20 protein-coding genes are annotated in these 24,669 nt (G+C 44.3%); 16 read left to right on the top strand and 4 right to left on the bottom strand.

Going from position 1 to position 24,669, the window contains the following annotated elements:
• Positions 1–28: 28 nt before the first annotated feature.
• Entirely contained in the window at positions 29–412 is a 384-nt protein-coding gene (gene cdd, locus ABD036_RS01860) for a cytidine deaminase (protein ID WP_343856010.1), read from the bottom strand.
• A gap of 283 nt (positions 413–695) precedes the next feature.
• Between cdd and nlpI the strand changes: the two genes are divergently transcribed.
• The 3 genes from nlpI (at position 696) to ABD036_RS01845 (ending at position 4,825) form a co-directional block, all read left to right on the top strand.
• Positions 696–1,583, top strand: a complete 888-nt coding sequence (gene nlpI, locus ABD036_RS01855) for a lipoprotein NlpI (RefSeq protein ID WP_343856009.1) — start codon at positions 696–698, stop codon at positions 1,581–1,583.
• Between the two features lie 18 nt (positions 1,584–1,601).
• Positions 1,602–3,020, top strand: a complete 1,419-nt coding sequence (locus ABD036_RS01850) for an SEL1-like repeat protein (protein WP_343856007.1) — start codon at positions 1,602–1,604, stop codon at positions 3,018–3,020.
• Between the two features lie 116 nt (positions 3,021–3,136).
• The gene (locus ABD036_RS01845; protein WP_343856005.1) at positions 3,137–4,825 is read left to right on the top strand and encodes a putative bifunctional diguanylate cyclase/phosphodiesterase; all 1,689 of its coding nucleotides are present in this window, start codon (positions 3,137–3,139) and stop codon (positions 4,823–4,825) included.
• Positions 4,826–4,951: 126 nt separating this feature from the next.
• Here the strand turns inward: ABD036_RS01845 and cysZ are convergent, their stop codons facing one another.
• Positions 4,952–5,698, bottom strand: coding sequence for a sulfate transporter CysZ (gene cysZ, locus ABD036_RS01840; protein WP_343856004.1), 747 nt, complete (start codon positions 5,696–5,698; stop codon positions 4,952–4,954).
• 177 nt (positions 5,699–5,875) lie between these two features.
• On the opposite strand from cysZ, the gene smc reads away from it, so the two are divergent.
• From smc to ABD036_RS01820, 4 genes are all read left to right on the top strand, one after another.
• Positions 5,876–9,355, top strand: coding sequence for a chromosome segregation protein SMC (gene smc / locus ABD036_RS01835; RefSeq protein WP_343856002.1), 3,480 nt, complete (start codon positions 5,876–5,878; stop codon positions 9,353–9,355).
• 23 nt (positions 9,356–9,378) lie between these two features.
• Positions 9,379–10,815, top strand: coding sequence for a cell division protein ZipA (zipA, locus tag ABD036_RS01830; protein ID WP_343856000.1), 1,437 nt, complete (start codon positions 9,379–9,381; stop codon positions 10,813–10,815).
• A 78-nt stretch (positions 10,816–10,893) separates the two neighbouring features.
• On the top strand, positions 10,894–12,930 hold the full coding sequence (ligA, locus tag ABD036_RS01825; protein WP_343855998.1) for an NAD-dependent DNA ligase LigA: 2,037 nt from the start codon (positions 10,894–10,896) through the stop codon (positions 12,928–12,930).
• A 154-nt stretch (positions 12,931–13,084) separates the two neighbouring features.
• Positions 13,085–13,504 carry a DUF1801 domain-containing protein gene (locus ABD036_RS01820; protein ID WP_343855997.1) on the top strand — a complete coding sequence of 140 codons (420 nt, stop codon included), beginning with the start codon at positions 13,085–13,087 and terminating at the stop codon, positions 13,502–13,504.
• Between the two features lie 18 nt (positions 13,505–13,522).
• Here ABD036_RS01820 and ABD036_RS01815 read toward each other — a convergent pair whose 3' ends face one another.
• A complete protein-coding gene (locus tag ABD036_RS01815; protein WP_343855995.1) occupies positions 13,523–14,050 on the bottom strand; it encodes a DUF2062 domain-containing protein in 528 nt (175 codons plus the stop codon).
• A 107-nt stretch (positions 14,051–14,157) separates the two neighbouring features.
• Here ABD036_RS01815 and ABD036_RS01810 point away from each other — a divergent pair, with 107 nt between their 5' ends.
• The 9 genes from ABD036_RS01810 to modC all read left to right on the top strand — a co-directional run bounded on the left by ABD036_RS01810 (position 14,158) and on the right by modC (position 23,406).
• Positions 14,158–16,416, top strand: a complete 2,259-nt coding sequence (locus ABD036_RS01810; RefSeq protein WP_343856548.1) for a DNA internalization-related competence protein ComEC/Rec2 — start codon at positions 14,158–14,160, stop codon at positions 16,414–16,416.
• Positions 16,417–16,498: 82 nt separating this feature from the next.
• A complete protein-coding gene (gene msbA, locus ABD036_RS01805; RefSeq protein ID WP_343855993.1) occupies positions 16,499–18,250 on the top strand; it encodes a lipid A export permease/ATP-binding protein MsbA in 1,752 nt (583 codons plus the stop codon).
• Positions 18,251–19,243 (top strand): tetraacyldisaccharide 4'-kinase, encoded by a 993-nt coding sequence (gene lpxK, locus ABD036_RS01800; RefSeq protein WP_343855991.1) that lies wholly within the window; start codon positions 18,251–18,253, stop codon positions 19,241–19,243.
• A 2-nt stretch (positions 19,244–19,245) separates the two neighbouring features.
• On the top strand, positions 19,246–19,443 hold the full coding sequence (locus ABD036_RS01795) for a Trm112 family protein (protein WP_343855990.1): 198 nt from the start codon (positions 19,246–19,248) through the stop codon (positions 19,441–19,443).
• Positions 19,444–19,448: 5 nt separating this feature from the next.
• Positions 19,449–20,216 (top strand): 3-deoxy-manno-octulosonate cytidylyltransferase, encoded by a 768-nt coding sequence (gene kdsB, locus ABD036_RS01790; RefSeq protein ID WP_343855989.1) that lies wholly within the window; start codon positions 19,449–19,451, stop codon positions 20,214–20,216.
• A complete protein-coding gene (locus ABD036_RS01785; RefSeq protein ID WP_343855987.1) occupies positions 20,216–20,878 on the top strand; it encodes an SDR family oxidoreductase in 663 nt (220 codons plus the stop codon). The genes kdsB and ABD036_RS01785 overlap by 1 nt, the downstream gene beginning before the upstream one ends.
• Positions 20,879–20,900: 22 nt before the next feature.
• Positions 20,901–21,662 carry a molybdate ABC transporter substrate-binding protein gene (modA, locus tag ABD036_RS01780; protein WP_343855986.1) on the top strand — a complete coding sequence of 254 codons (762 nt, stop codon included), beginning with the start codon at positions 20,901–20,903 and terminating at the stop codon, positions 21,660–21,662.
• Positions 21,662–22,342 carry a molybdate ABC transporter permease subunit gene (modB, locus tag ABD036_RS01775; RefSeq protein ID WP_343855985.1) on the top strand — a complete coding sequence of 227 codons (681 nt, stop codon included), beginning with the start codon at positions 21,662–21,664 and terminating at the stop codon, positions 22,340–22,342. Before modA ends, modB begins: the two co-directional genes overlap by 1 nt.
• Positions 22,339–23,406, top strand: a complete 1,068-nt coding sequence (modC, locus tag ABD036_RS01770) for a molybdenum ABC transporter ATP-binding protein (RefSeq protein WP_343855983.1) — start codon at positions 22,339–22,341, stop codon at positions 23,404–23,406. Before modB ends, modC begins: the two co-directional genes overlap by 4 nt.
• 33 nt (positions 23,407–23,439) lie before the next feature.
• On the opposite strand, the gene ABD036_RS01765 is transcribed toward modC, so the two are convergent.
• Positions 23,440–24,663: an ABC transporter permease gene (locus tag ABD036_RS01765; protein WP_343855982.1), complete on the bottom strand. Its 1,224-nt coding sequence runs from the start codon at positions 24,661–24,663 to the stop codon at positions 23,440–23,442.
• Positions 24,664–24,669: the final 6 nt, after the last annotated feature.

Below are 24,669 nucleotides of genomic sequence, written 5' to 3'. Positions count from 1 at the left end.
ATTGCCAAGTGTGATAAAAACGAAGCGGCTACTCTGGCATATCAAATGCTAGCGGCAACAGCTCGGCTATCGTGACCGACTTTGTCTTCCCTTGATTGTTGGCCATGATAATTTGCGTGTTCTGATCTGAAAACTCTTTGATTTTTTGCCGGCAGCCGCCACAGGGAGGGCAATATTCTTCGTTGGGGCTGGCGATTAAAATCTTTTGTATTTTTTTGCTTCCCGCGTTTATCATCGCAGAAATAGCACTGGCTTCAGCGCATTGCCCCAAGGGGTAGGCAACGTTTTCCACGTTACATCCAGTAAAAATGTGATCCGAGTCTGTCAAAATAGCAGAGCCAACCTGAAAAGAAGAGTAGGGGGCATAAGCATTCTTTTGTGATTGTTGCGCTGCTTGCAACAATTTCAGCATTGTGTTGTCCAAAAAGAACTCCAAGATTCAAAACGGCCGAACAGTTTGCGACAAAAACGACTTACTTTTCAAGTGAATCCTGATTTTCAATGCCAGTTTGGGCAATTTCTTTACTTTTACGAGTAAATAAGCGACCCTAATTCGAGTCCAAATGAGGCTGTTGCTCATTGTTTATACGACTTGTCGAGCAAGCTAGCAGGCTCGTTTAGTAGCCTCAACAAGGAATGATGACCCTAGTCTGCGTTTTTTACATTTTTCTACTTTAAGCATTGTCACTATTATTATGAACATTCGCGTCCATTTCTTCTTACTTTGTACCCTGTTAGCGACAACGGGCTGTACTATTTATCCAGCTTCTTCATTGAATTCGAAAGTTGAAAGTATACTTATCCCCGAACCTCAGCCAATGAACTTTCGTTCCCAGTTAGCTGTGGCAAGATACAATCAAATTTTGGGGCAGGCGTCGCTCAGCAACGAAGAGCGAGCTGAACTGTTATTCCTGCGCGGTACCCACTATGACAGTTTAGGGTTGGCAGGCTTAGCTCAATACGATTTCAGTCGCGCCAAAGAATTAAAGCCGGATATGGCTGAAGCGTATAATTCCATCGGCATTCATTACACCCAGCAAATGGATTTTAATGAAGCCTATGAGTCCTTTGATTCAGCATTAGAAATCAATCCCAGTTTAGACTTTGCATTGTTGAACCGTGGCATTGCACTTTATTATGGTCAGCGTAATGAACTTGCGGTCGATGATTTGACACGCTTTTATGAGAAAGACAAGGCCAACCCTTTCGCAGCACTTTGGCTTTACTTAGCACAACGAGAAGTCGATGCTACTTTGGCCATCGAACAATTAAAACAAAATAGAGCGCACCTTGACCCAAATAATTGGGCGAGCATTATTGTTGATTTTTACTTGGGTAATATTAGTCGAGGTAGCTTGTTGAATGAATTTGTAAATGGCGTCAAGAACGTCAATGAATTGAATCAACGCATGTGCGAGGTCTATTTCTATATGGGCAAACACTATGGTAAACGCGGTGAGAAAGGAATGGCGCTCAACTATTTCAAGATGGTATTGAGCACCAATGTTTATGAGTATGTAGAACATCGATACTCGCGGATTGAAATCGATATGTTGCGCAATCAATACGCTGATAATTCCTAGCATTATAGGTCATCAAAAATGAGAATGATCATCGGCACCGTTTTAATAGTACTGATCCTGCTATTATCCGGTGACCGCTGCACTTATCCTGCTCGCCTCGTTGCACAGGCGCAACAGGTTGTGAATCCATTTCCTATGCTGTTTCAAGCGGCTAAACAAAATAACGCCATGGCCTTGGCGTTGTTGCAACAACAAGTTATTGCAAGGCAAAATCACCATTGGTTGGCGTTAAGTATCGAGTTGCTGAGTATTGAGCAAGCGTATCAATTGGTGACCTTAGTAGACGATGCGCAGTATAGAAGGCAACTTTTTTCAAAACTAGCAGATCGTGGCCATTTAAATAGTCAATTTCAATATGCACTTATGATTGATGATCCACAACGTCGTTTGAGGTTATTGACTAAGGTAGCGGAGCAAGGCCACGTTCAATCGATATTGGCAAGCTACCACTTAGCATCAGCACTTGATGCCACGGCTGTCGCGCAAACCTGGTTAACTGAAGCGGCGAATTACGATGAAAAGCTTGCATTGGTTTACGCTGATTATCTGTGGCAGCAACAAGGCTCGGCTGCAGCACTGGATTATTTGCGTGCCGAGAAATATGCCGACATGGCTAAAGTTAAACAAGCCCTTGTAATGCTCGAACAGTCCAACGCAAATTTAGTGGCAAGCGCTGCTATATCGGGTTATCAGCAAAGTTGTTCTGTCAAATTACAAATGGTGGCATCCACTATCCAAGGTGTCTCTCAAGCGCTGCAGTTAGCAAATCAATTTTCACAAGATCCTCGCTTTAACGACTTTCCGGTATGCATAAATCCGCCGCTGTGGTTGGAGTTTAGCGCTTTGGATTGCAGTAACGATCCTAATACTCGTATGAGCTGTCGCATAGAACCTTTAATGGAACTCAGTACAGACATTGCATTTACGCATGTCATCGTCATTGGTCAAAATGGCATAGCAAACGTGCACAATGGTTTAATGTATCTGGATTTACAGGATGATTATGATGTTTTTGTCCATGAGTTTGCCCACTTTGCTGGTTTTGTCGACGAATACCCGATTTCGTCTTTAATGGCAGCCCAATTCTGTGCACAACAACAGGCCCCTAATCTGGTTTTTGAATCACAGCCGCCGGATATCAAAGACACGCACTTTGCGCCTTACCTGCAAGAATCACCTAATTTACAGCTCACCGAAACACTAACCTGTCAAAACGTAGGTACTCGCGCGTTTAAACCGGTTTCTGAGATAACCTTTTTAGAGCATCATGACATTGGAGAAGTGCCTGATGTGTATTTAAGGATATGGCGTGACAGGCTCGTGTATTCAGATGGCTTAACCCCCGTCTATGTAAACTTTGCTCAGTGGTCTGATGCTCGGGGGGAAACTCAACGAGCTCAATACTGGTGGCATAGATACAATAATTATCTGTTATAAAACAGACGTTTAACGATATTGTGTCGATTGCTATTGGAAAACCACGGTTTTTGATTGAGAATAAGCATCACACGGACGTGTTAAAAAATAATAATAAAATCAATTGAGAAACCAACATGTCAGTACCGATACAATTGTCGCACTTGAAGACAGCCTATCAATATCTCAACGATCCTATCGCATTAATTGATCTCGACGGCCACTTTCATTTTACTAATCCAGCCTTTAATGCGTTGTTCCCTAATACACCAGCGATCGCTTGTGATGATAGAATTCATGATTATTTAATGCTGCATGAAGCCGGAGATTTTCAGTGGCAGCATGTGTTCAAGCTAGCCACACAGACACAGTGGAGTGGTTTGGTGGGGATCGCCAAAGCAAATAACCAATTGCAATTATGTGCCATTGAGCTGTCACTGATTGATCTTGAAGACCAAAATCACTGTTTATTAGTAAAGCTAAATCCAAGTTATGATCAGATCCAAAGTAATGAAACCTTAGCGAAACTGGCGTACAAAGACAGCTTAACTGGACTTGCTAACCGATCTTTATTTAGCCAACTTTTTGACCATGAAATTAGCCAATCGCAACGGTTGGGCATGCGCTTTGCCACACTATTCATCGATTTAGATAAGTTTAAAATAGTCAATGACTCAATGGGGCATGACGTTGGCGACGCATTGCTGTGCACTATCTCAGAGCGTTTGCAAAAGTCATTGCGTAAAAGTGACATAGTGGCGCGAATGGGCGGTGATGAGTTTGCGGTGATCATGAATAATATAAAAGATTCTGAAACCGTCGCTAAGGTAACTGAAAAGCTTATTCGAGAGATTAAAAAGCCAGTAAAAAGTGGTGCTAATGTGATGAATGTTGGTTGCAGTATCGGCATCAGCATTTATCCCGATAATGGCGATAGTGCTGAGGTGTTGTTGCAACAAGCTGATGCTGCAATGTATCGGGCTAAACATCAAGGTGGCAATCATTATTGTTACTTTAGTGATGCGTTGAATCAGGAACTGCAAGATATTCGATTAATCGAACGAGAATTAGAAGTGGGATTAGCCGAACATCAATTTGAACCGTTTTTCCAGCCGGTTATTGACCAACAGTCAAAATCCGTTGTGGGCATCGAATGTTTGGCTAGATGGCGTCACCCCCAACGTGGCGTACTGGAAGCCATGGAATTTATTCCAATCGCGACCAAAACCGGGCTACTTCAAGATGTGTTTGAACAAGTGTTGCGCCACGCTATAGAGCATTTAAACATCTGGTCTAAGCAATGGGATTTGACCATTCCACTGTCGATAAATATCTCAAGCAATCAATTCTATCAGCAGCATACTTTTGATTTAATTGAGAATTTAATGAAAGAAGGGGGGTTATCTAATAACGCGATTCGAATCGAAGTGACCGAAAGCACACTACAAGACAGTCATGAAGATTTAGTCGCACGGTTAAAGAAGATCAAATTGGCTGGCTTTAGTATTACGCTGGACGATTTTGGCACCGGCTATTCATCGTTGCGCTATTTACAGCAGTTACCAGTGGATATCATTAAAATTGATCGTTCATTTGTGCGTAACTTGGACAACAACCCACATGATAAAGTCATTGTTAAAGCAATCATTCAATTGGCACAAACACTCGATATATTAGTTGTGGCCGAAGGGGTCGAAAACGAAACACAGTCCCATTTTTTGACAGAAAACCAGTGTTTTGTGATGCAGGGCTATCTCTTTAGCCAAGCGTTGCCAGCCGAAGAATTTGAGTCTTTTTTTGTAAGCTACAATGAGTCTATTGTTTAACAACGAATGTCTGTGCTAGTGCAATTCAACCTAGTGCTGGACGCCCAGCAAACTAAAGCTTGCTCACAAGCCTTAGTTTACTGGGGGAGTGATGTTAGATAACCTGAACGGAAGAATAAGATGTGTCTATGCGGGTACTTTGTGGCGTAATTCGTGTACCCACATTGACGTAGCACCACAGATGGCCACTGGCATCACCAGAAAGTTGATGATTGGGATCATCGAAAATACGCTAACCAGTATACCAAATGAAAAACTATGACCTTGACTCTGATTTAAGGTGTAACGCATTTTTTTAAAGCCAATTTTATGATTATCAAACGGGTAATCACAGTATTGAATCGCCATCATCCAAGCTGAAAACAAAAACCATAAAACCTGACCAATGACGGGTAGAAGGAAAAACAACAGCAAAAAACCGATGGCCCGTGGAATGTAATATCCCAGCTTTGCTAACTCTCGCCCTAACGTCCGTGGGAGGTCTTTAAACACATCAAGCAAACCAGTGTCACCTAAACTTTGCCCTGTCAGGTGTAACTCCACTTTTTCTGCCAATAGCCCGTTAAATGGCGCCGCAATCCAGTTGGCCAAAGTACCAAAGACAAGCGCAAAAACCAGCAATATACTGATCACCGCCAAAGGCCAAAGAATAAAGGTTATCCCTTGTTTAAACCATGCTAACCATTCCCAATCCGGGATCAGATTGATGATATAGGCAATGCCTCCCTCTATTTGCCCGACCAGAAAATACAGTGCAATAGAAAATAAAATCAGATTTATCGCTAACGGAATAAATACAAATCGCTTCAGTCCTTTGGTACGAATGAGACTAAACCCTTGGAAAAAATAACCTGCGCCGGTATTGCTTTGCATTGTGTTGAGGATCCCCTATAGAGTATGGTTAATTCAGTGCCTGTGTCGCGGCAAGTGCTGCGATATTGTGGGCAACATTATCACTTAGTGATGAAGCTTTACAAATCGCCAATTGTTACACTTGATGACATTTGGTACATTCAATACAAATTATAAGAACATTACCTTGTCGGCAACATGCGCTTAAAAAAAATCCGTTTGGCGGGATTCAAATCTTTTGTGGATCCTACCAATATTCCTTTTCCTGATGACATGACTGCCATAGTCGGCCCGAATGGCTGTGGCAAATCCAATGTCATTGACGCTGTTAGGTGGGTGTTAGGGGAAAGTTCGGCTAAAAATTTGCGTGGTGATGCTATGACCGATGTCATTTTTAATGGCTCTACAGCACGCAAGCCTGTATCGCAATGTAGCGTTGAATTGGTGTTTGATAACAGCTCAGGTCGTATACAAGGGGAGTTCGCCAATTACGCTGAATTGTCGGTAAAGCGCGTTGTCACCCGTGATGCGCAATCTAATTACTATCTGAATGCTACTAAGTGTCGGCGCAGAGATGTGACCGATATCTTTCTTGGTACTGGCTTGGGGCCACGCAGTTATGCGATCATCGAGCAAGGGATGATTTCACGCTTAATCGAGTCTAAGCCCCAAGAACTGCGCGTGTTTATTGAAGAAGCGGCCGGTATTTCTAAATACAAAGAGCGTCGTCGAGAAACTGAAAATCGAATTCGCCATACAAACGACAATCTGGAACGACTCGAAGATGTGCGAGCCGAATTAGGCCAACAAATTGAGAAACTACAGCGCCAGGCAACAGCGGCGCGCAAATACAAAGACTTAAAAGCTAAAGAACGTCGCTTAAAAGCCGAACTGGCCGCTATTCGTTGGTTAAAACACAGTGAGCACTTAGCGCAACTGGAATCTCAGATCCAACAACAAGAAAACGATATCGAAGCCTTTGTTGCGCAACAGCGCGGCGATGAAAAGGGCATTACTTTATATAAAGAGCAGCAGCAAAACCTTAAGCAGCAGCTTTCTGATGTGCAGCATCAAATGTTCACCGTGGGAACCGAAATAACCAAACTCGAACAAAACCGACTGCATGCAAAACAACGTGAATCGCAAATAGAGCAAGAGTTGACCGAGGTCATCTCGTCTCAGAAAGATTCTCAGGAGTTTGAAAAACAAGAAGAGCAACGTTTAAAAGAATTGGCTGAGCGCTTAGCTGCCGGTGAACCGCAGATGGAAACACTACAGGCGCAATTGCTTGTGGCGCAGGAAGCTTCTTATGATATTCAACAAGCCATGTTGGAATTAGACAGTCAGTGGCGCGAGCACGACCAGCAATATCAACTTTGCAAACAGCAAGTACAAAGCTGCCACAGCCAAATTCAAGCAACCGTGAATATGCAAATGCGCACCCAGCAGCGGATTTCAGAGATCCAACAAGAGCAAGGTGAGTTAGAGCAAGATGTATTGGCCCAGCAAATTGATAGCCTTGAACATCAAGTGGCGCAAGCTAAAGGGCGATTTACCCATGCCAAACAACATCTTGAGTCGGAACAACAAAAACTGCGTGACCAGCTGAAGTTAAAAACGTCTTTGAACCAACGCCAATTTGAGGCAAAAGGTGAAATCCAAAAATTGAGTGCACAATTAGCGGCGTTAGAAAGTTTGCAGGCAGGGGCTCCCAGTCAGGATACATTGTCTGATTATTTACAATCGCAAAACCTTGAATTTGCACCGGTTTGGAAGGTGTTGCAAGTTGCTCCTGGTTGGGAAAAAGCGGTAGCAGCAGCGACCCGTGGTTGGCAACAGGGATTGTGGATCAAACAGGCAAGCCTTACTCAGTTCGAAGAGGTTGAACTCACCGGTAAAGTGCTCATTGAAGCGCATATGAGCGCAGTTAAGCCGAAAGGATCATTAGCAGAAAAAATAGTAAACGATCGCGTGCCAGCTTGGTTTACTGCGACCTTGATTGCCGATGACTGGGCAGAGGCCGTCAGCTTGTTGCCAAAATTAAAAGACAACCAACAAATTGTCACCAAAAATGGTGACTGTTTGGGCGCTGACTGGATTGATTGGGGAGGGCAATCATCTGAAAATGGTTTGATTGAACGCGCCGCGACTATGTCACAACTTGCCGCGTCAAAGCAGCAACAAATCGCGCAATTAGAACAACAAATTGAACACCCCCTAGCGCAACTCGAACAGCAAATAACAAAAAGTGAAGGCGTGGTTGCAAGTTGCCAAGCCGATTACAAACAGGCAGAGCAAGCTCTTACCCAGCAGCAGAACCAATTAAATTTGTTGGAAATGCAGCATCAACAAACCCTTGTGCGCCAGACAAAACTCAGTGAAGAACTCGCTAGACAAACGCAGCTTTTAGAAGATGAACGTATGCAGTCAGAACAACTCGCTGAGCAAGTGCAAGAGTTGGAATTACGACTTGAGGAAATGCAGGGTAAACAGCAGGAGTTTGAAACTAAAAAAGTAGCATGGCAGCAAAAAGACAGTGAAATGAAGCACAAAGTCGAACAATATACCGCCGAATCTCACCAGTTGGCGCTTACCCTGCAAGATGTTAAAAGCCAGTATCATGCGCTGGTTGAAACCGCTAAACGCACTCAACAAATGCTACAATCCTTAGCAGCTCGAAAACATCAACTAGAGGCTGAAAAAGCGCAATTGTCCGAGCCCTTTGAGCAACAAGCGTCACGATTAGCTGAATTGTTGGAACAACGAGCGCAGCTGGAAATACAGCAGACATCGGTGAGTGAGCAATTAGCGGAAGTGCAAGAGTTACTGACGAATGCAGAAAAAGGCCAACAAGGCGTAACTGAAAAAATTCAACAGATGCGCACTGAATTGCAAAGCAGCAAATTGGAGTGTGAAGGCTATCGGGTTAGAGCCAACAGCACACTGGAGCAGCTGGATGAACAAAATCTCAGCTTAAAAACCATTTTGGCAAGTTTGCCAGAGCAAACCGATGAGGTTAGTTGGCAGCAACAGTTGGAAAATACAGCTGCGTCGATTTCTCGATTGGGGGCGGTCAATCTCGCTGCCGTTGAAGAATATGAAATACAGTCGCAACGTAAACAACATCTGGATGCTCAAAATGATGATCTTGTTGCTGCACTGGATACGCTTGAGTCAGCTATTCGAAAAATAGACAAAGAAACACGTTCAAGGTTTAAGGATACTTATGACAGGGTCAATCAGGATCTGAAAGAATTATTTCCCAAGGTGTTTGGCGGCGGTTCTGCTTATTTGGAACTTACCGGTGAAGATTTACTCGAAACAGGTGTGACTATTATGGCGAGGCCTCCTGGAAAGAAAAATAGCACAATTCACCTTCTTTCTGGTGGAGAAAAGGCGTTAACCGCTTTATCATTAGTCTTTGCTATTTTTAGACTGAATCCTGCACCATTTTGTTTATTAGATGAAGTGGATGCACCATTGGATGATGCAAACGTCGGACGTTTCTGTAAATTAGTGTCAGAGATGTCTAAAACAGTGCAGTTTATTTATATCACCCATAACAAAATAGCAATGGAGATGGCTAAGCACCTAACTGGTGTTACTATGGCTGAACCAGGCGTTTCACGGATGGTTTCAGTGGATGTGGAAGAAGCCGTCGCCATTGCTCAAGCATAATAAAAAAGGGTAGTAACGGTAATATGGAAGAATTACGACTAGCATTTTTAGTCATAGGCGCAATCGCGATTGTCGGCATTCTGTTGCACGGCATGTGGAGTGTGCGTAAAAATTCAAAAGAATCCAGACACGCCAATCTGGAAACTGCCGATTGGCAGGACGATTTTGATGATGCTGAGGACGTGGACTTAGATGACGATGTCCTAATCATCGACCCACAATCAAAAGATAACAAAGTAGAACCACGTGTCAGTGCCGGTGAAAATTTTGATGATCTTGGCTTAGGCGCTGTGCGCGTTGTTGCTAGTGCGCCAAATGCCAATGACGATAGCGCTGGCGATTCTGATCTGGAAGCAAAAAGCCAAGAGGTGCAAGCGAGTTCAGAAACGGATTTATCTAAAGATGCCGAAGCGCTGCTCAAAGAAGACCAAGCCATACCAGCACCAGTGTCGAAACCGAAAATTTATTCATCGGTGGTAACCCAGCCAAAGCCTGAGTATGCCGCGCAGCAAGTACATGCCATGCGCAGTAGAACGGCGACCCAAGCCGATGGTGAATTACATAATATTCCGGAACCTCCGCCGTTTTTATTAAAAACCGGCGACGACCAAAAGAGCGAAACTGTTGGAGCAGCAACCAGCTCTGCTAATCCACAGCAACCAAATGCGCCGCACAAGCAAGCCGATGCGTCATCATCCATGGGCGCAATCGGCGATACGCATGCGTCGCAAACACTAACAAATACCGATAGCAAAAACACGGTCGAGTCAGATACCTTGCGTGCGACCAGCATTGCTGAGCCAGAAATGGCCGAAGAGTCGTCTAAGGTGAGTCTGGCTGAACAAGCCCGCAATTTTGTCAAGCGTAAAGCCGAGGCCAAACCAAAATCACGTAAACGCAGAGAGCCTAAAATTGGCGAAGATCAGATGCGAATTGATTTTGATGAGCCTTCAGAGTCCAGACCTACAAATGAAAACACCGCCGCTGATGTTAACAAAGCATCGACGCAAGCGGCCGAGCAGGCCGCGCCAGCTCAAGAAGTCTTAGTGTTGAATGTCAGGGCTAGCGACGATAACCCCATTCAAGGAGCAGCGTTACTGCCGATGTTACTGACGCTTGGCTTTAAATTTGGCGATCAGGATATATTCCACCGGCATGTCAATAGCAATGGCAAAGGGCCGGTGTTGTTTAGTTTAGCCAATATGCTTAAACCTGGCGTGTTTGATATCGATAATTTGGAAAACTTCAGTACCTTAGGCGTGTCTTTATTTATGATGCTGCCAATTGAAGGTGATCCCCATCAAGTGTTCAATATGATGCACAATGCCGCTCGAAAAATCGCGGAAGAATTCTCCGCCCAAGTGCTCGATGGACGTCGCAGTGCCTTGACCAAACAGAGTTTGCAACAATATGTTGAAAAAATTCGCGAGTTTGAACGAAAACGGATGATTGCTCGATAAGTCACTATACTAAATGAATCAAGGGAGTCGAATTGACTCCCTTTAACTTCCGCATATTAAGTTCCACAGGTTTTCTCTATGACCCAAGCCGTCAATATCAAAGAGCAATTACAGCAGCTTCGCGCTCAGATCAATGAATACAATTATCAATACTATGTGCTAGATGATCCTAGCGTACCGGATGCTGAATATGATCGCTTAATGCGCGAATTGCTAGCCATTGAAAACGATCATCCTGAGTTAGTTGAACATGACTCCCCTAGTCAAAAAGTTGGGGGCGAAGCACTTCGCGCCTTTACTCAGGTAGAACATCAGGTACCCATGTTGTCGCTTGATAATGCGTTTGATGACGAGGAATTAAAGGCATTTGATAAACGAATTCAAGACCGCCTAAATCAGCAGGTGAGCCTAGACTACAGTTGTGAGCCTAAACTAGATGGTTTAGCAGTCAGTATTTTGTATGAACAAGGTCAATTGGTACAAGCGGCTACTCGTGGCGATGGCCGTGTCGGGGAGAATATTACCAACAATGTCAAAACCATCGCCAACGTACCTTTGAGCCTGCGCGGCAATGACTTCCCTGCACGACTTGAAGTGCGAGGTGAAGTATTCATGCCTAAACAGGGGTTTGAGCAGCTGAATCTCAGCCAAAAAGAAGCGGGTAAAAAAGTCTTTGCCAATCCTCGTAATGCCGCGGCCGGCAGCCTAAGACAGCTCGACCCTAAGATATCTGCTTCGCGGCCGTTGTTATTCTATGCCTATTCCATGGGATTAGTTGAAGGCGAGATAACGGCAATGGCCAATAGTCATAGTCAACGATTAATGCAACTGAGCGAGTGGGGACTGCCGATCTGTAAAGAAGCCTCAACGGCAAAAGGTATTGATGAATGCCACGCCTATTTTGCAAAAATCGGCGAAGCTCGTTCTCAGTTGAGTTATGAGATAGATGGGGTGGTATTTAAAATTGACAGCATCGATTTGCAAAACCAATTAGGCTTTGTATCACGAGCACCTCGTTGGGCAATCGCACAAAAATTTCCTGCCCAGGAACAAATGACCCAACTACTTGATGTTGAATTTCAGGTGGGTAGGACGGGGGCAATAACACCGGTAGCTCGGCTAGAGCCGGTGTTTGTTGGTGGTGTGACGGTATCCAACGCGACCTTACACAATCAAGATGAAATTAATCGCTTAGGTGTTAAAAAGCGCGATACGGTGATCGTGAGACGCGCAGGGGATGTGATCCCTCAAGTCGTGTCTGTTGTGCTTCAACAACGTCCACAAGATGCACAAGACATTGTGTTTCCTAAGCAATGTCCAGTGTGTCAATCCGCAGTAGAACAAGTTGAGGGCGAGGTGGTCGTTCGCTGTAGTGCAGGATTGTTTTGTGCGGCACAGCGCAAAGAAGCAATGAAACACTTTGCATCACGTAAAGCCATGGATATTGATGGTTTAGGCGATAAGTTAGTCGAGCAATTAGTTGACCAAGGCATGGTGAGTAGTCCGGCTGATTTCTTCAGATTAGACGTATCTCAATTATCGAATATGGAACGGATGGGGGAAAAATCGGCAGCCAATTTAGTTAATGCGTTGATGGATGCGAAACAAACCACGTTACCCAAGTTTTTATTCGCACTTGGGATAAGGGAAGTGGGAGAGACAACCGCGCTTAATTTAGCGATGCATTTCAGATCACTCGATGCGCTAAAATCGGCAAGTTTAGAGGATTTGCAAGAGGTTAAAGATGTGGGGGTGATTGTGGCGCAACACGCTTTTAATTTTTTCCACGAACAACATAATCTGGATGTCATTAACGATTTAGTTGCCGTTGGCTTGAATTGGCCTGACATTGAGAAGCCTAGTGAAGACCAACAGCCCTTGTTAGGACAAACATTTGTGTTAACGGGCACCTTAGAAACCTGGTCACGAAATGACGCAAAAGCAAGACTACAAGCGCTTGGGGCCCAAGTTTCAGGTAGTGTGTCGGCCAAAACAGATTATTTAGTAGCAGGTGAAAAAGCCGGTTCGAAATTAACTAAAGCACAAGATTTGGGAATTGAAATTCTTGATGAGCAGGCGATGATTGCGTTGATTGAATCTCATCAAAACACCTAAGCGCTGATGATTCAGTTTTAATTAAATAAAGGTTTGAGTGCGGTTATACATAGTGGTTAATAACAATGTATGGCCGATAAGTAACTATGATGGTGTCGACTGTTAGGCAAAATAGTCGGCAAAATCCCCAATCAGCGTCGAAACGGGTGTGAAAATGACAGAATTAAAAACCCAACCTACTGATAAGTCGGTCTTGGATTTTATTGATCGAGTCAAAAATAGCAGACGAAAAGATGATGCCTTAGTGCTACTTAATCTGTTTGCAAATGTCACCGGGCAACCCGCTGTAATCTGGGGCGACAGTATCATCGGTTTTGGCACTTACACCTATGCGCTTGCTAATGGTTCGCAACAAACGTTTCTTCGCTCGGGCTTTTCACCGCGTAAACAGAATCTGAGTATTTATGTGGGGGCAGGGATGTCAGAGCATCCCCATTTGTTAACCTCATTAGGCAAACATAAAACTAGTAAAGCATGTTTATATATCAATAAGTTAGCTGACATTGATATGGCCGTTCTTGAACAAATTATTCAAACAGACCTAGAGGTAATGAACCAACGTTATCCCGCTTAATATTTCTAAATAGGGATTTTATGATTGCTGTTGCTTATAGCGTTCTTGTCGTTTTCGCCAAGCTTCGCTTACCGAATAGCGCCACATGGCATTGAGGCCAAAATAACCCACCAGTGCGAATACCACAGAGCAAATAGCACACCCCAATAAAAATGCAGGACCGATAGTACCCATACTTTGCACCACCCATCCCCAGCTCAGTTCAAACTTAAAATGTTGTTCAGGTGCTCCTAAAATAGTCGTACCTAGCAGGTAGGCACCATAAAACATCGGTGGCATGGTGAATGGGTTGGTGATCCACACAGTCGCAACGGATAAAGGTAGGTTAACGCGAAGAGGGATAGAGAACGCAGCGGCTAACCACATTTGGAAAGGAACTGGCCACCAAGCGAAAAATAGTCCTATACCGAAAGCGCCTGAGGCAGATTTTCGATTCAAATGCCATAAATTGGGGTCGTGAAGTACAGTTCCGAACATTTTTAGGGCTTTTTGACGTTTGATCGTTTGGTGATCAGGTAAAAAGCGTTTAATAATCTGTTTTAACATACATTACCGACATTATTACTACTGTTGAGGCAAAGGAATTGCTGAACATTATACACGGGAACCAATCCAAATGGCTTGCCAGTTTTGTAACTGCCGCTTTATCGTCAGTGGTCTGGCCTATACTGCCCCATCCCTTTTGGCTTCTCGTGTTAGCGCCGCTTGCCATATTAATTTACCCTTGCCGTTACGGACCCTGGTGTTCAGGTTTACTGATAGGCGTGGTCTGGATGGCGAGTGTAGGTCATTGGCAGGTGAATTGGCAACTCCCGCATGATGAAATCGTTAAAATCCGTCAGGTTACAGGTGTTATAGAGACGGTGGTCACTGACGGGAATAATCCACGTTTTAATCTCGCGGTAACCTCTATTGATGGCAGAACTGTTTTGACTTCGCCACGTATTCGACTGAGCTGGAGAATGCCAACGTGGATGCCAAAGCAAGGCATGTCCGCCACTTTTACGGTGAAATTAAAGCCGATCCATGGATTGGCTAATCAAGGCGGCTTTCGTTATCAACAATGGTTGATTTCTCAACGGATAGTGGCAACAGGCTACGTAAAGTCAGCGAGTTTAACTACAGCGCATCCAGTTGTTTCTCAACGTCAAATCTGGTTAAGCCATTTGTATTCTTTGCCGCTCAAGCACAATGCGTGGATTGCAGCGTTAACCTTTGGCGATAAATCACATTTCTCAACCCAGCAGTGGAATTTGATTCAAACTAATGGCATCGCCCATCTAGTTGCGATATCCGGTTTGCATCTAGGGGTTGTGGCATTACTTACCCTGTTAATAGGTCGCTGTCTTTTGTGGTTAGTTAGTCGAACGATGGCGCTATCACAGGCTTATAACTACCGGTCATTAATGTTGGCCATGGTAGTTGGCGTCACTTGGTATTATGCCTACCTTGCGGGGTTTAGTTTGCCGACAGTCAGAGCATGGTTGATGTTGTTGCTGCTCAGTGTCCTGATCTTGTTACAACGAGTGGTTAATCCTGCACATTTTGTGTTGCTGAGTTTGGGTGGCTTTTTATTGGTCCAACCTATGAGCGTACTCAGTCTTAGTTTTTGGTTAAGTTTCGGTGCTATCACCGCGATTGGATTTATTCTGTGGCGCTGGCCTAGTCATAACCATAATGCGTTATCGAAACAAACGCAGATTAGTGCAATAGTGACGCCTGTGCTGATAGCCGTTAAAGCAATGTGCATTTTGCAGTTAATGTTAAGTCTTTTGATGTTGCCATTAGTGGCATCACAATTTGCATTCATTTCCTTTCATTCTCCAATCGTAAACTTGATCGCGATCCCAATAGTTACCTTTTGTCTAGTACCTCTGTGTCTATTAGCGGCCTTAATAATGTTGATTGATCGAAGCGCAGCCGGTGTAGTATTTGAGTGGATAGATTGGCTATTGGAAAGTTGTTTAAACGCCTTGCCTGATAGCCAAAACTCAGCGCTTGCCAGTGTGCAACTTCCCGGTATACCGGTTATTGTGTGGGCGTGGAGTTTGGCTGCAATCGTCCTATGGTGTATGCCTATTAGCTTGCGCAAAAAACTGTGTTCAAGCCTGTTAGTCTTACCTTTACTTTCTTATGCGCTGGTATCGCAAAATTCAAAATGGCAGTTACATGTGCTTGATGTCGGTCAAGGATCGGCTTATGTGCTTGAAACACAGGGTAAGGCGATTGTGTATGATGTGGGGAATCGGTTTCCCAGTGGCTTTAATATGGCCGATGCGGTGTTATTGCCGTTTTTGCAACACCAAGGGCTAGAACACATTGATTGGCTCATAATTAGTCACTTTGACAGTGATCATGCGGGTAGCTTGGCCAATGTGTTACAAGGTATCAAGGTGATTCACTTTGCATCTAACCAAGATATTTGTCGTAGGGGGTGGCAACTGAATTGGCAAGCATTGCACATTGAAGCCCTTTGGCCGCCAGCTGAAAGTGAGGGACGCGGAAATGACAATTCTTGTGTGCTTCGTATCAGTGATGGTCAACACGCCGTCTTATTGACAGGGGATATTTCAGGGGATGTGGAAAAACGCTTGGTTAAAACTGATCGTAAACTGCTCAAAGCCGATGTACTTATTGCAGCTCATCATGGCAGCAATACCTCGTCATCACAGGATTTCATTGACGCAGTTAAACCGCAATTCGCGGTCTTTAGTCAAGGGTTCTTAAATCGCTGGGACTTTCCACGTCAACCGGTTGTCACCCGTTTTGTGATGTCAGATGTTACACTCTATTCGACTGCCTCGTCAGGGCAAATATCGTTTGTGTTTGACCCTGAGCGCAAACAAATTGAAACCGATCGTTTTCGACAAAATATGCTGCCAACCTGGTACAACCGATATTTGTGGCACTAATTTATTAGGTCTTTGATAGTTGGGGAATTTCTCGGGAACAGTTACAATGATAAACATACTTAATTAGGAAGTGATCCAAAGCATGAATGAAAGCATTCCCACACAGCCATTATTTCGGCGATTTTCAGTCTATCTTAAAGATTTTAAATTGGCATTTGTGGTGGCAATAATAGGAATGATTGGTTATGCCTCGGTGGATGCGTGGGTTTTTTCTCAATTACAGCCAATTATTGATGATAGTTTAGGCAAACAGAATTACGAAAATTTGCGCATAGCCGCATTCTTTGTCGTCCCAATCTTTATTCTTCGGGGCGTGTGCAGTTTTATGGGCAGCTACACCTTGTCATGGATCGGTACCAAGGTTGTGATGAATATGCGCCAAGAGCTGTTTGAAAAGTATGTTTATTTGCCAGTGGAATACCATAACAATCACGCCTCAGGCGGGCTTATTTCAAAAGTGATTTACGATACCGAACAAGTCTCTGCCGCTGCCAGTAAAGCGTTGCTCACGTTAGTGCGCGAAGGTGCCTTCGTGATTGGCCTGCTGATTGTGATGTTTTATTACTCGTGGCAGTTATCGCTAGTATTTCTACTTATCGGTCCCGTGGTTGCGGTAATTGTTTCTGTGGTCAGCAAACGATTTCGTCAAGTCAGCAAAAGCATTCAGCAATCAATGGGCAATCTCACGTCATCGGTTGAACAAGTCATAAAAGGTCATAAAGTTGTTTTAATGTTCGGCGGTCAAAGTCAGGAAAAAAACCGCTTTAATCAAAAAAACAATCATAATCGTCAGCAAAACATGAAATTGATTGTTGCTAGGATCCTCAGCGTTGCCTCAATTCAAGTGTTGGCATCTATTGCACTTGCCGTGGTCTTGTATATAGCAAGTTTGCCCTACATGGTCGAAGAGTTAACGCCTGGCATTTTCACGACTGTGGTGGTCTGTATGACCATGCTGCTAAAACCGTTAAAGGAACTGACGACGGTTAATAGCGAGTTTCAACGTGGTATGGCGGCCTGTGCCAGTGTGTTTGAGGTATTGGATCAACAAATTGAGAAAGATACCGGTGACACGCAAGTAGAGCGACTGGCGGGTAAAATTGAATTTGATGATGTGACCTTTTCGTATCCTAACTCTGCTAGCCCAGCATTAAAAAATATCAGTTTTACTGCCGAAGTGGGACAGACGTTGGCATTAGTTGGGCGCTCTGGTAGTGGGAAATCAACTATATCCAGTTTGTTGACCCGTTTTTACAATAACCAACAAGGCCAAATACGGCTGGATGGCATACCCATTCAAGACATTAAATTACAAAACTTGCGAAAACAATTTGCCTTGGTATCGCAACATGTCATTTTATTTAATGACACAATCGCCAATAATATTGCTTATGCGTCTAAACATGTTAACCGTGAAAAAATCATCGAAGCAGCTAAAATTGCTCATGTCGATGAGTTTGTTGATCTCTATCCCGATGGTTATGATTTTGTAATTGGCGAAGATGGCGCTAATTTGTCTGGTGGTCAAAGGCAACGTATTGCTATCGCCCGAGCGATATATTTAGATGCGCCTATTCTGATCCTAGACGAAGCAACATCAGCATTGGATACTGAGTCAGAACGCTTGATCCAAGATGCGTTAGAAAAACTGCAACGAGGACGCACCAGTATTGTGGTTGCCCATCGGTTATCGACAATTGAAAATGCCGATAAAATTTTGGTGATTGAACAAGGTGAGATTATCGAAAGTGGCGATCATAAAACATTACTGCAACAAGATGGTGCTTATGCCCAGTTGCACAAATTGCAATTTAGTGAAGGGATAAAAGAGTAAGTGACCCTTATTGAGAAGGTGTGGTACCAACCAACACCTACATTTATTATTTTAAAGTGGCTATTGTTTCCGCTTATGTGGGTGTTTTGGTGTTTATCATCAATCAGGCGCATTGGCTATCGTAATGGCTGGCTTAAAAGCTGGCGTGTTGATGTGCCCGTCATTATTGTCGGTAATATTTCTGTAGGTGGTAATGGCAAAACACCGCTGGTAGTGTATTTGGCGAACTGGTTGGTCGAGCAGGGCTATAAACCCGGCATTCTCAGCCGCGGTTATGGCGGCAAGTCTTCTTTTTATCCTGCCGGTGTTGACTCACAAAGTGACGTTGCAAAAGTGGGCGATGAGCCTATTTTAATTAAACAGCGTGTTAGTTGTCCCGTGGTAGTCGACCCTAAACGTACCCGAGGAGCCAAGTATCTGAAGGATAAATATCAATGCAATATTATTCTTTGTGATGATGGCCTACAACACTATGCATTGCAGCGAGATATTGAAATTGTTGTAGTCGATGGTAGCCGTCGTTACGGCAACCGTTGGCTGTTACCCATGGGGCCGCTAAGAGAATCTGAAGGTCGAGTTAAATCGGTCGATTTTGTGGTTAATAATGGTGGTCCAGCTGGAAAAGACGAAGTGTTGATGGAAATCGAGCCCGATGATTTAATCAACGTGAAAAATGTCAATCAAAGCATGCCGTTAAGTGACTTAAGTGAAGCGACAGCAGTCGCGGCCATTGGTAATCCAGAGCGATTTTTTAGTTTGCTTGACCACCACAATGTGACGTTGAAACAACGTTTGTCCTTTATTGACCATTATCAGTTTAAAGCGCAAGATATTCCTGACGGGACAGTGGTAATGACTGAAAAAGACGCGGTAAAATGTCGCGCAATTGCGCATGAAGATTGGTGGTTTTTGCCCATAAGAGCAACGCTTCCTGATACGTTTTTAATGGCGTTAAAACAACGACTCGATACCCTTAATAAGGAAAAAGAATAATTATGGCCTTCGATAAAAAACTGCTGGAAATTTTGGCTTGTCCAGTGTGTAAAGGTGCGCTGCAATATCAAAGTAAAGAATCCGAACTTATCTGTCGCTTTGACCGACTCGCCTATCCGATAAAAGACAATATTCCGGTGATGCTCGAAAACGAAGCTAGGGAGCTGTCAGCCTCCGATCTCGAAAATATACCTAAGTAATTACCATGAAGTTTACTGTTATTATCCCAGCTCGTTACGCATCCACTCGTTTTCCCGGTAAAATGTTAGCGGACATCAATGGCAAACCCATGGTGCAACACGTGTATGAAAGAGCGCTAGAAGCAGGTGCTTCACGGGTCATTGTGGCTACCGATGATGCTCGAATTGCCAAAACGGTCACCGATTTTGGCGGCAATTATTGTATGACTGCAGCACATCATGAGTCAGGTACAGAACGTTTGGCTGAAGTTGTGGATGTAGAAGGCCTATTAGCACACGAACTGGTGGTGAATGTGCAAGGTGATGAGCCTTTTATTCCAGCGCAAAATATTCGTCAAGTCGCCGAGAATTTGTTTAATTACAAACAAGCAGAAATGGCGACTCTGGCAGTGAAGATAGACGATGTTGAAGATGCATTTAATCCTAACGTGGTAAAAGTGGTAACGGATAAAATGGGCTACGCGTTGTATTTTTCTCGTTCGCCTATCCCGTATGATCGCTCACGATTTATGGATGCAGACACGATCGACGAAATTGGCGACTTTTATCTACGACATATTGGTATTTATGCTTATCGTGCCGGTTTTATAAAACAATATGTGAACATGTCTCCTTCAGGTTTGGAACAAATAGAATCCTTGGAGCAGCTGCGCGTGTTGTGGCACGGAGAACGTATTCATGTGGATATTGCACAAGCTGCGCCGCCAACGGGAATTGATACACCTGAAGATCTTGAGAGACTAATAGCAACACTTAACCAAGGAGATGAATAATGCCTGTCGCTGTGATCACCGGAGCAAATCGAGGAATTGGTCTTGAATTAACCAAACACTACCTTGCACAAAATTGGGAGGTGTATGCCTTGTGTCGAAACAGCTCTGATGAACTTGACAGTACAACGGCAAAGGTGATTAAGAAAGTTGATGTGGGCAACCCTGAATCCTTGCCATCTGCATTGGCGTCGCTAAAATCCGTTAAAATAGACGTGTTAATTAACAACGCTGGCGTGTTAGGTCGAGATAGTTTGGATGAGTGGGACCCGCATACAATTGAACATCAATTTAGAGTGAACGCACTGGGACCGTTGTTGGTGACACAATGTTTACTGGGGCAGCTTTCACAAGGCAGTAAAGTGGCCCACATTACGAGTCGTATGGGCTCAATGGAAGATAATACCTCTGGTGGTTATTATGGTTATCGCATGTCCAAAGCGGCGCTTAATGCCGCAGGTAAATCTATGGCGAATGACCTTAAGAAACAAGGGATCGCGGTAGCGCTCTTGCATCCAGGGTATGTGCAAACCGAAATGGTCAGTTATGGCGGCGACATTTCATCGACAGACGCTGCGGCAAGGCTAGTTGCGCGGATCAGCGATCTTAATATTGAAAATAGTGGCACATTTTGGCATGCCAACGGGGAAGTACTTCCTTGGTAGGTTTTCCATTCAGGGAACTGCGTTGCGTAACACATTAGTAAGCCCTTTTGTAAAAAGGCTAATCGCATCAGTCACGGTAATATCAGCACTCTTGGTTGCTAATGTTAAAGCGATGGAGTCAGTGCATGTGGCTGTTGCGAGTAATTTTTCCACAACCTTGAAGCAGCTAAAAGCTGACTTTGAAGCAAAGCACGATATTCAATTAGTTATAAGCAGTGCATCATCGGGCAAGCTTTACGCACAAATTGTCAATGGTGCACCCTATGATGTATTCCTTTCTGCAGATAAGGAGCGCCCTGAGCGTTTAGCGCAATCGGGAATTGGCCATGGTCGTTTTACCTACGCCATTGGTCAATTGGTTGTTTGGCATCCGAATATCCAGCCGAACAGCTTTAATGTTTCAATGTTAGCGCTTGATAATATAGTGCGAATTGCCATAGCGAACCCTAAGATTGCGCCTTATGGTCTAGCGGCTCAGCAATGGCTTACATCTCAGGGGCAATGGACTGACGCGATAAAACAAAAGATGGTGCGCGGAGAAAATGTCGCCCAAACGTTGCAATTCGTACAATCTGGACACGCCCAAATAGGCTTCGTTGCTTTGTCTGATTTGAAGAGATTGGCAAGCGCAGATTACTCTGTTTTAGATACCGACAGTTATCCCGCCATCGAACAGCAGGCGGTACACTTAAACGTTGAGCAAAATACCTTGAGTTTTATCCATTATTTAAAATCGGCTCGTGCCCAACAGCGCATTGCGCAACTGGGCTATAGGCTACCTTGATGTTATCTCAAGCTGATCTAAATGCGCTATGGCTGACATTTAAACTGGCAACAGTGTCAACCCTGATCCTGCTGGTTTTATGCCTGCCGGTAGCATATTGGTTGGCTAAATCACGCTGGCGCTTTAAATTTGTGGTTGAAGCATTTGTGGCCATGCCGTTGGTGTTACCACCGACAGTCTTAGGTTTCTATCTACTTGTATTGTTAAGTCCCAATGGGATTGTGGGCGGTATGTTAGCGACTGTCGGAGTGGATAACTTGGTGTTTAGTTTCTCGGGCTTGGTGCTAGGCTCCTGTATTTATTCGTTACCTTTTGTCATTCAGCCATTGCAAAATGGTTTTTCATCGATACAGTCTCGGCCACTTGAAGTGGCGGCAACCTTAGGCGCGTCACCGTTTCAACGTTTTTACAGCATCACCTTACCCCTCTTAAAGCCTGGTTTAATTAGTGCTTCAGTGCTTGGGTTTGCACATACCATGGGCGAGTTTGGTGTGGTTTTGATGATTGGCGGTAACATTCCTAATGAGACCCAAGTGGTGTCTATTGCGATTTATGATCATGTTGAGTCATTGCAATATGCTCAAGCACATTGGTTGGCAGGGACCTTGTTAGTAATTTCCTTTGTTCTCTTATTGGCCGTTTATGCAGCCAACAAACGGTTTCGATTAGGTGTGCAATGAGCTTACAGGTAAGTTTTTGTCAAACATTTGATAATTGTGCAATTGATCTCGATTTAAATCTAGCAAATCGAGGCGTGACCGCCGTGTTTGGTCCTTCAGGAGTGGGTAAGTCCACCTTACTAAGAGTGATCGCCGGATTGGACGAGATTGACGGTGCGAAGGTACGCTTTAACGCTCAAGTTTGGCAAGATAAGGGACGGTTCTTACCCGCTCACGAGCGCAAATTAGCCATGGTTTTTCAACAGCCTAGTTTGTTTGAGCACATGAGCGTTGAGCAAAATATCTACTATGCCAGACGATTTTCAACAAAACCCGCCAATTCTGCCTTTCCGGTCGAGGATTTCATCGACACCTTACAGTTACGCTCGCTCCTCAAACGCGCTCCTCAAACGCTTTCAGGTGGCGAACAGCAGCGGGTTGCCATCGTCCGAGCACTCGCCGCGGATCCGCAATTGTTGTTGATGGATGAACCCTTGGCATCACTCGATGATTCACTGAAATCTGAATTCATGTTGACGTTTGAAGCGCTGCTCAGGCAAGTGCCGATACCGGTGATTTATGTCACCCATTCCAAGCTTGAAGTCGCGCGCCTTTGCAGTCAATTGGTGTTGCTTGATAACGGTCGTTGTATCGGTCAAGGAGCAACCCAACAGGTATTAACCGATTTATCTCACCCTTTGGCATTAGAAGAGGATGCAAAAAGTGCATTGCATGGGAAGATCATCGCTCACGACAAACACCACCATATTACCCAGATCGACACGCAAGCAGGGATAATCTGGGTAAGTCTTGTGCCAAGTGCCATCAATACCACGGTTAACTTAGTGATCAAAGCCAAAGATGTCAGCGTCACATTGAGTAAACAAACAGATAGTAGCATTTTGAATATTTTGCCTGCAAAAATCGTTGATTTTCGTCATGCAGGGAAGGGCAAAACGATACTGAAAATTGCGGTTGGTGAGACATTTTTGTTAGGTCAAATTACCGATAAGTCGTTTGCGCATTTGGCGCTTAAAAAAGAGCAAGAGATGTTTGTACAGGTGAAATCGGTTGCGCTGTCTTAGTAGATGCTCATCCTTGAGCATCAGACACAAGAGTTAAACGGTACGCGTTGCCAATGCTGGCGGGATGTTCGCCGCGCGCTTGGCCGGACCCAATACGGCAATCTGTCCAACCAACCACAACACTAGCATGCCCGATGGAATGTAATACCAGTCGATGGCATTAAGGCCAAACAGATTCACCAAAAGCATATTTAATCCCACTGTTAGTGCCGCGCCTATCACCACCCCCACGGTACTGATTAAGAAGTTTTCAAGCATAAAGTAACGCACTATGGCACCTTGGCTAGCACCCAATGCACGACGCGTCCCAATCTGCTTTTTGCGGCGATTAACGCTAAAGCTAGCAAGCCCAACTATACCTAATCCGGTCACTATGGTGAGCACTACCATGATGGTGGATAAGATTTTTATCATAGCCGCATCGCCGCGATAACTGCGCTCGCGGGTCTCTTCAATACTGTGTAATCCTCTGATGATCCTTTGCTTATTAGAACTGGCCAAAGCCTCTTCAATCAGCGGCATTAAGCGATCACGTTGACCAGGCTCGGCACGAATGAAATAGCGAGTCGATGAAAATTGAGTAATTTCAGGGGTCATAACCACATGTTCTAAATCGTCCCATCCAACCCAAGGCGCTTGGATTTGATCCACTATTCCTTTGATGATCATGGGCTCAGTTTGACTGATATAAATGGTTTTACCTACGGTTTCTTGCCATGGCGTATCGGGGAACAACGATTGGGCCATGGCTTTGGTAATTAACACTATATCTGGCCAATTACGGCTACTTTTTGGTCGCCAGCGAATATCGTTAGCGTTGAAGTTTTCACCAGCGATGACGTTTACATCCAGAGCGTTAACCCCATGCTCGTCAACCATGTATATAGCGGCACCTTCGTCTTGCTTGTCTTCACCTGGTTCAACTTGGAAACTCATTGACCAACCACTACCTGTAGTGGGGATGGCATTGATCTGAATGGCATCAACAACACCTGGTGTGCTGCGAATAAGCGCTAAATCATTTTGAGTGGTTGATTTGGGATCAAAGTTTTCACCAAAACCGGTGCTGGTGAGATAAAAGCTATTGGCTTCATCTATACCACTATGTCGTTCCATTAACGCCGCGCGCTGGTTAATAATAAAAATAGAATTTACCACTATGGTCATAGTCATCGCTATTTGAATCGCGATCAGCACAGCGCCCACTTTGTTGCGCATCATCGCGCGAAATATCGGTCCGATTTCCCATTGACTCATAACGCT

Source organism: Aliiglaciecola litoralis, assembly GCF_039523355.1.
Classification (GTDB): Bacteria; Pseudomonadota; Gammaproteobacteria; order Enterobacterales; family Alteromonadaceae; genus Aliiglaciecola; species Aliiglaciecola litoralis.
Note: the sequence above shows the minus strand (reverse complement) of the source record. Positions and strands in the feature narration are given on the sequence as shown.